This window comes from Agarivorans sp. JK6 (genome assembly GCF_045277145.1).
Taxonomy (GTDB): Bacteria; Pseudomonadota; Gammaproteobacteria; order Enterobacterales; family Celerinatantimonadaceae; genus Agarivorans; species Agarivorans albus.
In genome coordinates, this window is sequence record NZ_CP113525.1 from 3,933,078 (window position 1) to 3,947,454 (window position 14,377).

At 44.2% G+C, this 14,377-nt stretch carries 14 protein-coding genes; 7 read left to right on the top strand and 7 right to left on the bottom strand.

Going from position 1 to position 14,377, the window contains the following annotated elements; genetic code table 11:
- From pilB to yacG, 6 genes are all read left to right on the top strand, one after another.
- Positions 1–1,701: a type IV-A pilus assembly ATPase PilB gene (pilB, locus tag OV592_RS18070; RefSeq protein ID WP_406609554.1), complete on the top strand. Its 1,701-nt coding sequence runs from the start codon at positions 1–3 to the stop codon at positions 1,699–1,701.
- An 87-nt stretch (positions 1,702–1,788) separates the two neighbouring features.
- Positions 1,789–3,039 (top strand): type II secretion system F family protein, encoded by a 1,251-nt coding sequence (locus tag OV592_RS18075; protein ID WP_406609555.1) that lies wholly within the window; start codon positions 1,789–1,791, stop codon positions 3,037–3,039.
- 2 nt (positions 3,040–3,041) lie between these two features.
- Positions 3,042–3,923, top strand: a complete 882-nt coding sequence (locus OV592_RS18080) for a prepilin peptidase (protein ID WP_406609556.1) — start codon at positions 3,042–3,044, stop codon at positions 3,921–3,923.
- Positions 3,920–4,522: a dephospho-CoA kinase gene (coaE, locus tag OV592_RS18085; protein ID WP_406609557.1), complete on the top strand. Its 603-nt coding sequence runs from the start codon at positions 3,920–3,922 to the stop codon at positions 4,520–4,522. Before OV592_RS18080 ends, coaE begins: the two co-directional genes overlap by 4 nt.
- Positions 4,523–4,580: 58 nt before the next feature.
- Complete coding sequence (gene zapD, locus OV592_RS18090) at positions 4,581–5,321, top strand: cell division protein ZapD (protein WP_406609558.1); 741 nt, start codon at positions 4,581–4,583, stop codon at positions 5,319–5,321.
- Positions 5,321–5,521 (top strand): DNA gyrase inhibitor YacG, encoded by a 201-nt coding sequence (yacG, locus tag OV592_RS18095; protein ID WP_406609559.1) that lies wholly within the window; start codon positions 5,321–5,323, stop codon positions 5,519–5,521. The genes zapD and yacG overlap by 1 nt, the downstream gene beginning before the upstream one ends.
- 2 nt (positions 5,522–5,523) lie before the next feature.
- Here the strand turns inward: yacG and mutT are convergent, their stop codons facing one another.
- The 3 genes from mutT to OV592_RS18110 all read right to left on the bottom strand — a co-directional run bounded on the left by mutT (position 5,524) and on the right by OV592_RS18110 (position 9,671).
- Positions 5,524–5,928, bottom strand: a complete 405-nt coding sequence (gene mutT / locus OV592_RS18100) for an 8-oxo-dGTP diphosphatase MutT (RefSeq protein ID WP_406609560.1) — start codon at positions 5,926–5,928, stop codon at positions 5,524–5,526.
- A 66-nt stretch (positions 5,929–5,994) separates the two neighbouring features.
- Complete coding sequence (gene secA / locus OV592_RS18105; RefSeq protein ID WP_016400792.1) at positions 5,995–8,712, bottom strand: preprotein translocase subunit SecA; 2,718 nt, start codon at positions 8,710–8,712, stop codon at positions 5,995–5,997.
- 35 nt (positions 8,713–8,747) lie between these two features.
- Positions 8,748–9,671, bottom strand: coding sequence for a M23 family metallopeptidase (locus OV592_RS18110; RefSeq protein ID WP_406609561.1), 924 nt, complete (start codon positions 9,669–9,671; stop codon positions 8,748–8,750).
- A gap of 17 nt (positions 9,672–9,688) precedes the next feature.
- Between OV592_RS18110 and OV592_RS18115 the strand changes: the two genes are divergently transcribed.
- A complete protein-coding gene (locus OV592_RS18115; protein WP_406609562.1) occupies positions 9,689–10,144 on the top strand; it encodes a DUF721 domain-containing protein in 456 nt (151 codons plus the stop codon).
- Positions 10,145–10,166: 22 nt separating this feature from the next.
- On the opposite strand, the gene lpxC is transcribed toward OV592_RS18115, so the two are convergent.
- The 4 genes from lpxC to OV592_RS18135 all read right to left on the bottom strand — a co-directional run bounded on the left by lpxC (position 10,167) and on the right by OV592_RS18135 (position 14,375).
- Entirely contained in the window at positions 10,167–11,084 is a 918-nt protein-coding gene (lpxC, locus tag OV592_RS18120) for a UDP-3-O-acyl-N-acetylglucosamine deacetylase (RefSeq protein WP_163134754.1), read from the bottom strand.
- 108 nt (positions 11,085–11,192) lie between these two features.
- Positions 11,193–12,344 (bottom strand): cell division protein FtsZ, encoded by a 1,152-nt coding sequence (ftsZ, locus tag OV592_RS18125; protein ID WP_016400788.1) that lies wholly within the window; start codon positions 12,342–12,344, stop codon positions 11,193–11,195.
- Between the two features lie 38 nt (positions 12,345–12,382).
- The gene (gene ftsA, locus OV592_RS18130; RefSeq protein ID WP_016400787.1) at positions 12,383–13,639 is read right to left on the bottom strand and encodes a cell division protein FtsA; all 1,257 of its coding nucleotides are present in this window, start codon (positions 13,637–13,639) and stop codon (positions 12,383–12,385) included.
- Positions 13,620–14,375, bottom strand: coding sequence for a cell division protein FtsQ/DivIB (locus tag OV592_RS18135; protein ID WP_406609563.1), 756 nt, complete (start codon positions 14,373–14,375; stop codon positions 13,620–13,622). The genes ftsA and OV592_RS18135 overlap by 20 nt, the downstream gene beginning before the upstream one ends.
- Between the last annotated feature and the right edge of the window lie 2 nt (positions 14,376–14,377).

The window sequence follows — 14,377 nt, forward strand, 5'->3', positions numbered from 1 at the left end:
ATGAGTTCAATATTAAACGGCCTAGCATCAAGCTTGGCCGTTTCTTTTCCAGAAAAAGAAGATAAGCTCATTGAGCTCTACAAACGTAGTATTCAAGAGCAAACCGCATTTACTACTGTTATTGTTGAAAATAAATTCATTTCTAGCAAAGAACTTGCAGATTATTGTGAGGCTCAGTTTGGCATTCCATTATTAGATTTGGATGCGATAGAACTTAGTGAAATACCTCAGAATTTCCTCAACGAAAAATTAATATTCAAACATCACGTATTACCAGTTTATAGCCAAAACCAAACTCTTTATGTTGCTATGGCTGACCCTAGTAATGTCACCGCCCTAGAAGATTTTGGTTTTAGTTTTGGACTGCATGTCGAAGCTTTGCTCGTTGAAGAAACCAAACTAGTAAAAGCTATTCAAGCTTTAGTTAGCGATGGTTCGGACTTAGAGATTGGCGATATCTCCGACGAGGATATAAGCGATTTAGAGGTTAGTGACGAAAGCTCGCGTTTAGACGAAAAGCAAAACGAAAAAGAAGATGACGCACCGATTGTTGTTTACATTAATAAGATATTAATGGACTCCATTCGCCGCGGTGCATCAGATTTACATTTTGAACCTTACGAGCACAAGTACCGGATCCGCTTTCGCATCGACGGTATTTTGCATGAAATTGCCAGCCCTCCAATTAATTTAGCTAACCGCTTTTCTGCTCGCCTTAAAGTAATGGCGCGCATGGATATAGCCGAGCGCCGCTTGCCGCAAGATGGCCGCATTAAACTAAAAACTGGCCGCAATAAAGCCATTGATATGCGGGTTAACTCCCTTCCCACCATGTGGGGAGAGAAGATCGTAATTCGTATTCTTGATTCCTCTGCTGCCAACTTAAACATTGATATTCTGGGTTACGACGACAAGCAGAAAAAGCTTTACTTAGATGCTCTCGCTCGCCCACAAGGCATGATTCTAGTGACCGGCCCCACCGGCTCAGGTAAAACTGTTTCGCTATATACTGGTTTAAATATTTTAAATACAGTTGAAACGAATATTTCAACCGCGGAAGACCCAGTGGAAATTAACTTACCCGGGGTTAATCAAGTACAAATCAATAACAAAGCCGGTATGACCTTCGCTAGCGCTTTGCGTGCCTTTCTTCGTCAAGATCCCGATATTGTAATGGTGGGTGAGATTCGGGACTTAGAAACAGCCGAGATATCCATTAAAGCGGCTCAAACCGGTCACTTGGTATTATCTACCTTGCACACCAATTCTGCTGCAGAAACGCTAACCCGTTTACTTAATATGGGCGTGCCCGCCTTTAATATTGCCTCTTCGGTAAGTTTGATTATTGCTCAACGACTGGCTAGACGTTTATGTGAAAAATGCAAGAAGCCTAAGATGCTTGAGGCAGAATTACTTCCCCAGATTGGTTTTTCCCAAGCACAAATTGATGCCGGAGTTAAATTGTATGAGCCAGTAGGTTGCGATGAATGCACTGGAGGTTATAAGGGGCGAGTAGGTATTTATGAAGTCATGCCAATGAGCAGCAAGATATCAAAGATAATCATGGCCGAAGGCAACTCTATTGAAATCGCTGAACAAGCAGTGGCAGAAGGCATGTATTCCCTTCGTATGTCAGCTTTAGAAAAAGCCCGTTTAGGCGTAACTAGTCTTACAGAGGTAGAGCGGGTCACAAATGTATAAGTGTTTTCTTCTCTGTCACTAAAGATCTGATAAATTTAAGTAATTACTTTATTGTCGCTATGAGCGTATTTTCTTAGCAAGGATGTTATGGCTACCGCAAGTACTACCAGCAAACGAAAAATTGAAGTTAAAAAAATAAATGCTTACACCTGGAGTGGAGTTAACCGCAAAGGCGCTAAAGTTAGCGGCGAGTATCAAGCGGAAAGCATTAGCCAAGTTAAAGCAGAGCTAAAACGCCAAGGCATTACGGTTACCAAAATTAGAAAGAAAACTGAAAGCTTTCTTTCTAAAATGGGCAACAAAATCCAGCCCATGGACATTGCCGTGGTATCTCGGCAAATTGCCACCATGCTTCAGGCTGGCGTACCCTTAGTTCAAAGTTTCAACATCATATCCAAAAGCGTAGAAAAGCCTGCCATGCGCGAGCTAATTGGCGAAATTGCCGCCGAAGTTGAATCCGGCACTGCACTATCTGAAACGCTACGCAAACACCCTTTGTATTTTGATCAACTTTACTGCGATTTAATTGAAGCGGGTGAGCAAAGTGGTGCTTTAGAAACCATTTATGACCGTGTAGCAATATACAAAGAAAAAGCAGAGGCGCTGAAATCAAAAATTAAAAAAGCCATGTTCTACCCAGTTTCGGTGATCATTGTAGCCATTATCGTTACTACTATTCTGCTGTTATTTGTGATTCCTCAGTTCGAAGAAATTTTTGCAGGCTTTGGTGCGGAGTTACCTGCCTTCACCCAGTTTGTAATTGGTATATCACGCTTCTTACAAGATTATTGGCCCTATATTTTTGGTGGCATATTCGCGCTTGGTTATGGCTATGTGCAAGCCTTTCGGCGCTCCCAAGCGGTAAAGGATGCTACCGATAGATTTATTCTTAAGATTCCAGTGATTAATCCTATTTTGCATAAAGCAGCAATGGCACGCTTTGCTCGCACCTTGTCCACTACCTTTGCAGCCGGTATCCCACTGATTGATGCCTTAAAGTCAGCCTCTGGTGCATCAGGTAACGTAGTCTATCGAAATGCCGTAGATGCGATTAGAATTGAGGTTACTGGCGGTATGCAAATGAACGTGGCCATGCGTACTGTGGATTTATTTCCAGACATGGTGACGCAAATGGTGATGATTGGTGAGGAGTCCGGTTCACTTGATAGCATGTTAGATAAGGTGGCCAACATTTATGAACAACAGGTTGATGATGCAGTCGACGGCTTAACCAGTTTAATTGAGCCTCTAATTATGGCTGTGCTTGGTGTGCTAGTTGGTGGTATGGTGATCGCCATGTACTTACCTATCTTTAAACTCGGATCAGTTGTTAGCTAAACATGCTTAGTTTTATTGAACTATACCCAGCCACTGCGCTGGGTTTCTGCCTTGTAATCGCCCTATGCGTAGGCTCCTTTCTCAATGTAGTGATTCATCGCTTGCCCATCATGTTAGAGCGACAATGGAAAAATGAATGCCGCAGTTTCTTGTCTGAAGAGTTGAAGTCAGAGCCCCCCTCAGAGCAAGAAGTGTATAACCTGATGCTGCCACGCTCGGCCTGCCCTAAGTGCAATAGCTTAATTACCGCCTGGCAAAATATACCTGTGATTAGCTGGCTTGTCCTTCGCGGCAAGTGTGCTAACTGTAGTAACCCCATTAGCATCCGCTACCCTATGGTTGAGCTTGCATCAGCAGGATTAACCCTGACCTGTTGGTGGCAGTTTGGCCTTACTTTACCCTTTGTATTTGCAAGCTTGTTTTGCATTATATTGCTCTGTCTAACTCTTATCGATTTGGACACCATGTATTTGCCTGATCAGCTTACTTTGCCCACCTTATGGCTAGGCTTGCTGATAAATTTAGATTCAGGTTTCGTTAGCCTACATGACGCCGTATTGGGTGCAGCTATTGGTTATGGCTTTTTGTGGAGCCTGTTTTGGCTATTTAAGCTATTAACCGGAAAAGAAGGCATGGGCTATGGTGACTTTAAACTGCTAGCAATGATTGGGGCTTGGTTTGGTTGGCAAGCCCTGCCATTAACCATTTTACTCTCTTCCTTTGCTGGCGCGCTTATTGGTATTGGCCTGATTGTGCTTGGTAAAAATAAACAAGGGCAAGCCATTCCTTTTGGCCCGTACCTAGCTTTAGGTGGCGCTTGCTACTTGTTTTTTGGTGAAGTGATTCATACTTGGTATTTCTCATACCTAGGTTTTGCATCGTGATAATCGGCTTAACAGGCGGTATTGCTAGCGGTAAAAGCCAAGTATCAAAACTATTCGAAGAGTTTGGTATTAAGGTTATAGACGCTGACATTGTTGCTCGTCAGGTGGTAGAACCTAATCAACCTGCCCTAGGCAAAATATCCGAGCATTTCGGTCAATCAATTTTGCTCACTGACGGCTCTTTAAACCGCAGTAAACTGCGTGAGATTGTCTTTGCGCAACCACATCAGAAAGAATGGCTAAACGAGCTATTACATCCCTTAATTCGACAAGAAATGCTGTGCCAACTTGAACAAGCTAAGGGCGCATACAAGATACTGGTTGCGCCGCTATTGTTAGAAAACAAGCTGCATCCGCTAGTTGACCGCGTTTTGGTTGTAGACGTACCTGTTGATATTCAACTCAGCCGAACTACGGCACGTGATGGCGTCGAGTTACATCAAGCGCAACAAATTGTTGACGCACAAATGAATCGAGAGCTAAAACTACAAGCTGCAGACGATGTTATCGAAAATAACAGTGACCTAACTAACCTCAAACGAAAGGTGGCTGATTTACACCAATTCTACCTGGATATAGCCAAAAGCCATGACAGTTGATTGTTCAATGGTTACACTAGTTTAGATACTTCCTAAAAAGCTGTGAATTTGAACCGCTATGACCGCATTGATCTTTGAGCACCCTTTAAACGAAAAAGTACGTAATTACTTACGCTTAGAGCAATTGTTCGAACAACTAATGCTATCTAAGGCACTGCAACATCCCTTACAGCAACAACAATTCTTTCGGGTACTGTTTGAAGTATCTGAGGTATTGGAACGTTGTGAATGGCGGGCAGATCTTCTCAAAGATTTAGCTAAACAAGCGGAAAAACTCGACCATTGGGCCTCTATGCCCAATGTAGATACCAGCAAGATTGAAGAGTTACTTTTACAAGTAAAAACGTTAATTGCTGCTATTTCTAAACATGCACGGGTATCCGACCACTTAAAAAACGACCGTCTATTAGCCAGCATTCGCCAGCGCTTGTGTTTACCCGGTGGCAACAGTAGCTTCGACCTCCCCTATTTGCACTTGTGGCTGAATCAGCCCCAAGCGCAGATTAATCAACAAGTACAGCAATGGTTAGGCCCTTTTCAGTTAGTCGCACAAGCAATTAGTCATTTGCTTAAACTGCTTAGAGAACAGCACAGTGATATTGAAGTGATGGCTCACAAAGGGTTTTATCAGGGGGTGGCCGCCGATTGTGGCTTGTTACGAATTGAAGTAGATACCGAATATCAATGTTACCCAACGGTGAGTGGCCACAAGCACCGCTTCGCCATCAAATTCATCAGTGCTTTAAACCAAGAAATTGAAGACATTCCTTGCCGACTCTATTGTTGTAAAATTGCTTAATGAAAACTAAAAATCAAGCCACCGTAAAATGCCCTACCTGCAGCGCCGAAGTCGTTTGGCAGCCAACTAGTGAATTTAGACCCTTTTGTAGTGAACGCTGCAAACTGATCGATCTTGGCGAATGGGCCAACGAAGAAAAATACATAGCCGGGCAAAATCTGCAAGAAGATGAAGACAAGCCCGACAGCTGGGAATTTTAAACTTAGGATAGAAAGTCGGGTTTAAGAATTTGCGCCAGAATAGGCTCATTTGCATCTGGGAATTCCAAGTTCGCTAACTCGGCTCTGCTTACCCAACGAATCTCTTGTTGTTCAGCGCCCTGAGGCTCACCCTCAAAGCGAGTAAGTGTATAAACATCTAAACATACCTTTTTATCGCCATAGTCGTGCTCAACGCGAATAAGAGGCTTACAGCTAGTTTTATCAATGTTAATCAGCAGCTCCTCTCGCAATTCTCTCGCTAAAGCGTTCACTGTTGACTCTCCAGCCTCAACTTTACCGCCGGGGAATTCCCATTTTCCGCCTTGATGCTGTTGCGGGTTACGTAGGCTAAGTAAGATCTCTTCGCCTTTAACAATTACACCGACAGCTACATTTACAACCTTCACTGAGTACTCCTTGAGTTGATAAAAAAGGAGAGCGTAAGCTCTCCTTTTTTGGTGCCAAACTAAGCCTTAAGAAAGCTTACCATGACATTGTTTGTACTTTTTACCTGAGCCACAAGGACAAGGATCGTTCCGCCCTACTTTTTGCCCTTCACGAATAACGGTCTTACCCGCTTCGCTTGCTTGCTCATCAGCTTGCTGTGCAGCTTGTTGCTGGCGGAATTGCATCGCGCGCTGCTCGGCTTCACGACGTTTTGCTTCCATTGCCTCAACTTCTTCAGGCGCTTGTACTTGCACACGGCTCAAAATACTCACTACATCAAGTTTTAGCGCCTCTAGCATTTGGGTAAATAACTCGTAAGACTCACGCTTGTATTCTTGCTTAGGGTTCTTCTGAGCGTAACCGCGTAAGTGAATACCTTGGCGTAGATGGTCCATCGCCGCTAGATGCTCTTTCCAAAGTTGATCTAAGGTTTGCAACATCACCGATTTTTCAAACTGTTTAATCGCATCTGCACCAACTTTATCAATTTTTTCTTGGTAGTCAGCGACAGCAGCTTCGATAATTTTTTCGCGAAGCTTGTCTTCGTGTAATTTGTCATCTTCATCCAACCACTGCTGAATAGGAAGATTTAAGCCAAAATCACTCTTCAAGCGCTGCTCTAGCTCGCTAACTTGCCACATTTCTTCAAGAGATTGTGGTGGAATGTATTCATCAATAACCGATGAATAAACATCTTCACGAATCACTTCAATGGTTTCTGAAATGCTATCGCTATCCATTAAGTCATTACGCTGCTCGTAGACCACTTTGCGTTGATCATTCGCCACGTCATCAAACTCAAGTAATGACTTACGTACGTCGAAGTTACGGCCTTCAACTTTACGCTGTGCATTTTCGATGGCACGAGTTACCCAAGGGTGCTCGATAGCTTCGCCTTCCTCCATGCCTAGCTTCTTCATCATGCCAGTAACACGGTCAGACGCAAATATGCGCATTAAGCTATCTTCCATAGAGAGATAGAAGCGGGTTGAACCGGCATCACCTTGACGACCAGCACGACCACGTAGCTGATTATCGATACGGCGTGACTCATGACGCTCGGTACCAATAATATGCAAACCACCTGCTGCTAATACTGCATCGTGGCGCTGTTGCCATTTTTGCTTAACTTCAGCTAATTGCTGCTCTGTTGGGTTTTCGCCTAGAGCATTTATTTCTACTTGTAAGTTACCACCCAACACAATATCGGTACCACGTCCCGCCATGTTGGTAGCAATCGTCACGGCGCCAGCCACGCCGGCTTCAGCAACAATGTCGGCTTCTTTTTCATGGAACTTGGCATTAAGCACGTTATGCTTAATTTTTTCTTTCTTTAGAATGTTAGATAGCAGTTCTGAATTTTCAATCGACACAGTACCCACTAGCACTGGACGCTCTGCTTTCACACACTCGCGAATATCGTTGATAATCGCTTGGTATTTTTCTTCTGCAGTCAGATAAACCAAATCGCCTTGGTCATCACGTACCATTGGCTTGTTAGTCGGCACAACTACTGTGTCTAAGCCATAAATTGATTGAAATTCAAAAGCTTCAGTATCCGCAGTACCAGTCATGCCTGAAAGCTTGTCGTATAAACGGAAGTAGTTCTGGAAGGTAATAGACGCCAGCGTTTGGTTTTCGTTTTGAATTGGCACACCTTCTTTAGCTTCAACAGCTTGGTGTAAGCCTTCAGACCAACGACGCCCTGGCATAGTACGGCCGGTGTGCTCATCAACAATAACAATCTCATTGGTTTCACTAACAATGTAATCAACATTGCGCTCGAACAAAGTATGCGCTCGCAAACCAGCATTAACGTGATGCAGCAAGCTAATGTTAGCAGCGTTATAAAGTGAATCACCTTCTTCCAACATACCGCGCTGTTGCAAGGTTTCTTCAACAAAAATCTGACCGTTTTCTGTTAAATGAACCTGTTTGTTTTTCTCATCTAGGGTGAAGTGACCATCACCTATTTGCTCTTCGGTGTCTTCTTCCTCTTGGCGAACCAATAGCGGAATAACATCGTTAATCTGTTTATAAAGCTCAGAGCTATCTTCAGCAGGGCCAGAAATAATTAGAGGGGTTCGCGCTTCATCAATTAAAATCGAATCCACTTCATCCACAACTGCGTAATTTAGCGGACGCTGTACCCGTTGCTCTGGCGCAAATGCCATGTTGTCGCGTAAGTAATCGAAGCCAAACTCGTTATTTGTGCCATAAGTAATGTCAGCTGCGTAAGCGGCATTTTTAGCCTCATGGTCCATCCCAGAAATATTTACTGCAACACTTAAACCTAAGTATTCGAATAAAGGGCGGTTCCAATCAGCATCACGCTGGGCTAGGTAGTCATTCACGGTAATCACGTGAACACCTTTACCAGTTACACCATTAAGGTAAGCAGGCAATGTAGCGGTAAGCGTTTTACCTTCACCGGTGCGCATTTCAGCAATTTTGTTGTCATTGAGCACCATGCCGCCCAACATTTGCACATCAAAATGGCGCATTTCAAATACTCGCTTTGATGCTTCGCGCACCACAGCAAAAGCTTCTGGAAGAATCGCTTCAAGCGTTTCGCCTTTTTCCAAGCGCTCCCTAAATTCGCCCGCCTTAGCTTTAATTTCTTCAGCAGACAACTTTTCGTATTCAGGCTCTAGCGCATTAATAGTATTCACTACTTTGCGCATTTTTTTGATGGTACGGTCATTTCGAGTACCAACGATTTTTGTTACTAATTTACTAATCATGAAAAACTACTTTTGCTAAGACGAAATCCAATTTTCTAGGCACTGGCTTTGCGGTAAATAAATTTAGTGGGATTTAGTGGACGACCATTTTTAAGCACTTCAAAATGTACGTGAGATCCGGTTGAACGCCCGGTGCTGCCCATTAAGGCAATCTCATCCCCTTTACTTACTACATCACCCTCTTTTACTAATACAGCTTTAGCATGCGCGTAACGTGTTACCATCCCGTTACCATGCTCAATTTCAACTAAGTTACCGTAACCAAAGCGACTTCCGGCCCAAACCACTACGCCGGCTCCTACAGAGCGGATTTTAGTCCCCTCTTTGCCTGCGATATCTACACCTTTATGGCGTGCTTTACGTTTGGTAAAAGGATCTATGCGGCTACCAAATGGCGAAGATATCCAAATGCCCGGCCCTTTCGCTGGCCAACCTGATATATAACTACTATTTACTAGATGGTGACTTTGTTGCCAAGATTCAAGCAAATTAAGTGATTTTTTCTTGGCCTCTACTTGCTGCTCGAGCAAAGATAAGTCTAAAAACAGGTTGTTTGGTTGATGGCTGGTATCTTGAGTGTCTAACATCGGGCCGCCCATCGGAGGCATTGATTCGAAATCAAACTCAGCAGCAAACTCGGTATCTTCAATCAAACGCGCGCCTAATGCTTTAAGGCGAGTCATCTCAACTTGCATTTGGCCCACTTTAACCGCCAATTGACTATAACGGTGACGCAGTTGCTGCTCGAACTGCTCAAGCTTTGGCTCCGCTTTCAAACTATCCAGCTGCGATAACAACTGAGTTTGCTGCTTAGCTAAATTTTGATATTGCTGTACACCCCATAAGGCAATACTGCAAATAAGTGATACCAACAAAAACGCAAACCACGCTAAACGTAGCGGATTTAAACGAACAGTTCTTGTCTCGCCCTTATGGGCGTATACTAAAGTTAATTTCATACCTAACTATTAAACTTATGTCCAAACGACAGCACCAACCCATTTCGATAGAGCGCCTATTTCATCAGAAACAGTTTGCAAAAATCGAACAACCACTGCAGCAACGCCTTCAGTTACAGCAACTGGGTGGTGAAATTTTGGCACGCTATAAACTACAGCAATGCCGTATCGTTAATATGCGTCAAGGAGTCGCTATTATCGAGGCTCCTAGTTCGGCTTGGTTAACCCGCTTAAAACAGTTTCGATTCGACCTGTTAAGTGAGCTACGAAAAGCCATACCAGGGGTTGTCAGTTTGGAACTTAAAATAAATCCCGAATTGAAAAACATTAAACCAGAAGCTGAGGAAAAAAGCACTGGAAAACGCCAGCTAAGCACTCAAGCAGCCAAACATATCACAGAATTAGCGAAACACGTACCAGATGAACTGAGGGAAAAGCTAGAAAAATTAGCGGCGCTGAGCGGAGAGAGTTAGTCAGCGCCGACAATATTGTTATTTAGAAACTGAATACCGGTTGTTGGTATGCAGCTGGTGCTTCGGCTTTGTCTTCGAAAGTAACAATTTCCCAAGCATGTTGTTGCTCAAGCATTGCACGCACTAAGTTATTGTTTAGTGCATGGCCAGATTTATGAGCGCGTAAATGACCTAGGATGGGTAGTCCTGCCATGTACAAATCGCCCACTGCATCTAACAACTTGTGTTTAACAAATTCATCATCATAACGAAGGCCATCTTCATTAAGAATTCGATATTCATCCAACACTACTGCATTTTCTAAACTACCGCCTAAGGCTAAGTTCTTAGATTGCAAATACTCAATGTCACGCATGAAACCAAAAGTACGCGCGCGGCTAATATCTTTAACAAAGCTATCAGCTGAGAAGTTCATCGAAATCGATTGGTTACGACCTTCCATTGCTGGGTGGTCAAAATCGATTGAGAAATCGATAGTAAAACCATCATTACCCGGCAACAACTCAGCCCATTTATCTTCGTGTTCAACACGAATAGGCTGTTTAATGCGAATAAATTTCTTTGCCGCTGCCTGCTCTTCGATACCCGCAGATTGTAATAAGAATACAAACGGGCTCGAACTGCCATCCATAACCGGAAGCTCAGGAGCATCAACGTCAATAATCAAGTTATCCAAGCCTAACGCAGCAACCGCAGCCATTAAATGCTCTACCGTTGAAATACGGTTACCCGCATCATCGATAAGACACGTACATAACATAGTGTCACGCACTAACTCTGCTTTTGCAGGGATCGTTACAACCGGATCGAGATCGGTACGATTAAACAGGATACCTGTATTTGCAGGAGCAGGACGTAAGACCATGGTGACCTTGTGTCCGGAATGCAAACCGATCCCTGTCGCTTGTACTGACTTTTCAAGAGTCCGTTGTTTAAGCATAAAAATTCCTCTGCTTTACGACCAATAAACTAGAATGGTCGGACATCTTAACATAAGTTTGAGACACATCACAAACTTTTGTCTAAAACTTCACCATTTCCTAACAGATTAATCTGCTTGGCGACGCAAAAATGCTGGGATGTCTAAATAGTCACCATCCCCTGCGGTATTGCGCGGTTCAGCGTTCACAACTGCTGCTGGCTCTTCAACCATTGGCGCTGAATCCATAGGCGTAGTGCGAGCAACTGGCTCAGCATTTACTGCTTGTTGTTGAGGTTTAACGATAGAAATATCTGGGCGACGCTCTGCGCCAATACCAGTAGCAACTACGGTTACACGCAATTCATCACTCATTTCTGGGTCGATTACCGCACCAACCACTACCGTTGCATTCTCAGAGGCGAAACCTTTAACCGCATTACCTACTGTTTCGAACTCTTCGATGCTCATATCAAAGCCAGCTGTGATATTAACTAAGATACCGCGTGCACCAGCTAAATCAACGTCTTCTAGTAATGGGCTAGAGATAGCTAGCTCAGCTGCTTCTTCAGCGCGATCTTCACCAGATGCGATCCCGGTACCCATCATTGCAGTACCCATTTCACGCATTACCGTGCGAACATCGGCGAAATCCACGTTGATTAAACCTGGGCGCGTGATTAGCTCTGCAATACCTTGTACAGCACCAAGCAATACGTTATTTGCTGCTTTAAATGCATCAAGTAAAGATACACCTCGACCCAATACCTTTAACAGTTTGTCGTTTGGAATTGTAATCAAGGAGTCTACGTTTTTACTAAGCTGCTCAATACCTTGCTGAGCATAGCTAGTACGTTTTTTACCTTCAAAGCCAAAAGGTTTAGTTACAACAGCAACAGTAAGAACACCCAATTCTTTTGCTACTTCTGCAACTACTGGTGCAGCACCAGTACCAGTACCACCGCCCATGCCGGCTGCGATAAATACCATATCGGCACCTTGCAGCTGGCTCATAATCGCATCGCGATCTTCCATTGCAGCTTCACGCCCTACTTCAGGGTTAGCGCCAGCGCCTAATCCTTTGGTGATAGCACCACCAATTTGCAGGGTGTTATCTGCACCAGAATTACGCAATGCCTGAGCATCGGTATTAATGGTGATAAACTCTACACCTTCAATTGATTGCGCAACCATGTGCTCAACAGCGTTACCGCCGCCACCGCCCACACCTACAACTTTAATTACCGCTTCATCGGTATGACTATCCATAATCTCAAACATAGTTCTCTCTCCGCTTGATTTTCGCTACTTAGCAAAAACTAAAATTCACCCTTAAACCAACTGTGCAATCGCTTGGCGATATTGCTAACACTGCTAATGTTCTTTACTTCAATTGGTTTTTCACTTTGGTTTTCCATTCCGTAATGCAACAAACCTACTGCTGTTGAGTAAGTTGGCGCTTGTACGTATTCTGTCAGGCCAGCCACATTGTTGGCAGAGCCAACCCTAACCTGACACTGTAAAATTTTCTCGGCGCATTCAACCACGCCTTCTATCTGAGCCGCGCCGCCAGTAAGCACTACTCCGGCACCTAATTGCAGCTTGGTTCCCTGCGCTTGCAAATCTTCAGTAAGCTCGTCGAGCTTGGCTTTAATCATGCCAAACAATTCGCTATATCGAGGTTCGATAACCTCAGCGAGTGTTTGTCGCTGTAAACTGCGTGAAGGCCTTCCCCCCACACTTGGCACTTCAATGGTATCGTCTCGGCTTACCATGCTGCCTAAGGCGCAGCCATAGCGCACTTTTACCGCCTCGGCGTCGTTAAGTGGTGTGCCAAACACAGTAGCAATGTCACGAGTAACCGAGGTTCCTGCAAACGGTACTACCGAGGTGTGGCGCAGCGCACCACTGGTGTAAACTGCGATATCCATGGTCCCTGAGCCAATATCAACCACACACACACCCAATTCTTTTTCATCTTCGGTTAACACCGCATAACTAGAAGCCAAGGCTGAAAATATCAACTGATCAACTTTCAAGTCACAGCGCTCTACACACTTAACAATGTTTTTAACCATGTCGTTATGGCAAGCAATTAAATGCACTTTTGCTTCCATACGAACACCAGACAAGCCAATCGGATTTTTAATTCCTTCTTGGAAGTCGATGGCAAACTCTTGTGGCAATACATGTAGAATGCGGTGCTCATCTGGCAATTTTACTGATTTAGCCGTATGAATAGCGTTATCTACATCATCTTGAGTGACTTCTTCGTCGCTAATTGGCACCATGCCCTTTTCGTTCAAGCAACGAATATGACGACCAGAAACACCTAAGTAAACAGAACTAATTTTGCAATCAGCCATCAACTCCGCTTCTTGCAGCGCCCGCTGAACGGTCTTCACTACAGAATCAAGGTCATTTACACCACCTTTGTCCATACCTTTAGCCGGATGACTACCTACACCGATAATGCTCATCTCGTTGCTAGGCAAAATCTCGCCAATTAAGGCGGTGATTTTGGCACTACCAATATCGAGGCCAACGATCAGTTTTCTATCCGTTACTTTGGTCATCTATTGCCAAACCTTCCTGTTTCTTCCATCCCACTGCAAATCCAGTGTCATAGCGTAAATCTATATAATCCACCGCATTCGGTTTTAATCTCGGATACACCGACACAAAACGCTCTATGCGATTTAACTTATCTTCTTTGCCCAGCTTTAAAACAATTCCGCTGGCTAATTCTACTTGCCAAGCATGGCGCTCGTTTAGCGCCAAACTAACAATGTTTAACTGGCGAGCTTGCAATACTTGCTGCAGCTGGCGAAAAGTAGCTAGCACAGCTTCTGCCTGTTCGTCGGGTCCACTTAGTGAAGCCAATGCTTTGGTCACTCGCTGTTGCGGCGCTTCAAAAATCTGCCCTTGCTGATTAAGCAAAGCGGCATTATTCCATCGCGCCACCACCTCTTGTTCTTGTAAAGCAATCGACAGTTTATCTGGCCATTGCTTACGAACGGTTACCTGCTTAACCCAAGGCAACTGCTCTAAAGCAAGCTTCACCTCAGAAACGTCGAGGCTAAAAAAGTTACCCGCTTCTGGCAAAGCCGCTAAGCTTTGCTGTAATTCTTGATCGAGCACGTAATCACGCTTACCCGATACCAACAACCGAGTCATTGGACTCAATTGCTTATCACTTACACTGCTGTACACCGAGTGCACTGAATAAGCTAAACCCAACAACACTGCACAAAAAAATCCCACTCCAGCCCAGTAGCTTGCCCGCTGCTTTTGCTGGTCACTTAGCGTCATGA

What these genes read in the sequence shown, in the direction of transcription:
- pilB (WP_406609554.1), top strand. Translation starts at nt 1, where the DNA reads ATGAGTTCAATATTAAACGGCCTAGCATCAAGCTTGGCCGTTTCTTTT.
- OV592_RS18075 (WP_406609555.1), top strand. Translation starts at nt 1,789, where the DNA reads ATGGCTACCGCAAGTACTACCAGCAAACGAAAAATTGAAGTTAAAAAA.
- OV592_RS18080 (WP_406609556.1), top strand. Translation starts at nt 3,042, where the DNA reads ATGCTTAGTTTTATTGAACTATACCCAGCCACTGCGCTGGGTTTCTGC.
- zapD (WP_406609558.1), top strand. Translation starts at nt 4,581, where the DNA reads ATGACCGCATTGATCTTTGAGCACCCTTTAAACGAAAAAGTACGTAAT.
- yacG (WP_406609559.1), top strand. Translation starts at nt 5,321, where the DNA reads ATGAAAACTAAAAATCAAGCCACCGTAAAATGCCCTACCTGCAGCGCC.
- secA (WP_016400792.1), bottom strand. Translation starts at nt 8,712, where the DNA reads ATGATTAGTAAATTAGTAACAAAAATCGTTGGTACTCGAAATGACCGT.
- OV592_RS18110 (WP_406609561.1), bottom strand. Translation starts at nt 9,671, where the DNA reads ATGAAATTAACTTTAGTATACGCCCATAAGGGCGAGACAAGAACTGTT.
- OV592_RS18115 (WP_406609562.1), top strand. Translation starts at nt 9,689, where the DNA reads ATGTCCAAACGACAGCACCAACCCATTTCGATAGAGCGCCTATTTCAT.
- lpxC (WP_163134754.1), bottom strand. Translation starts at nt 11,084, where the DNA reads ATGCTTAAACAACGGACTCTTGAAAAGTCAGTACAAGCGACAGGGATC.
- ftsZ (WP_016400788.1), bottom strand. Translation starts at nt 12,344, where the DNA reads ATGTTTGAGATTATGGATAGTCATACCGATGAAGCGGTAATTAAAGTT.
- ftsA (WP_016400787.1), bottom strand. Translation starts at nt 13,639, where the DNA reads ATGACCAAAGTAACGGATAGAAAACTGATCGTTGGCCTCGATATTGGT.
- OV592_RS18135 (WP_406609563.1), bottom strand. Translation starts at nt 14,375, where the DNA reads ATGACGCTAAGTGACCAGCAAAAGCAGCGGGCAAGCTACTGGGCTGGA.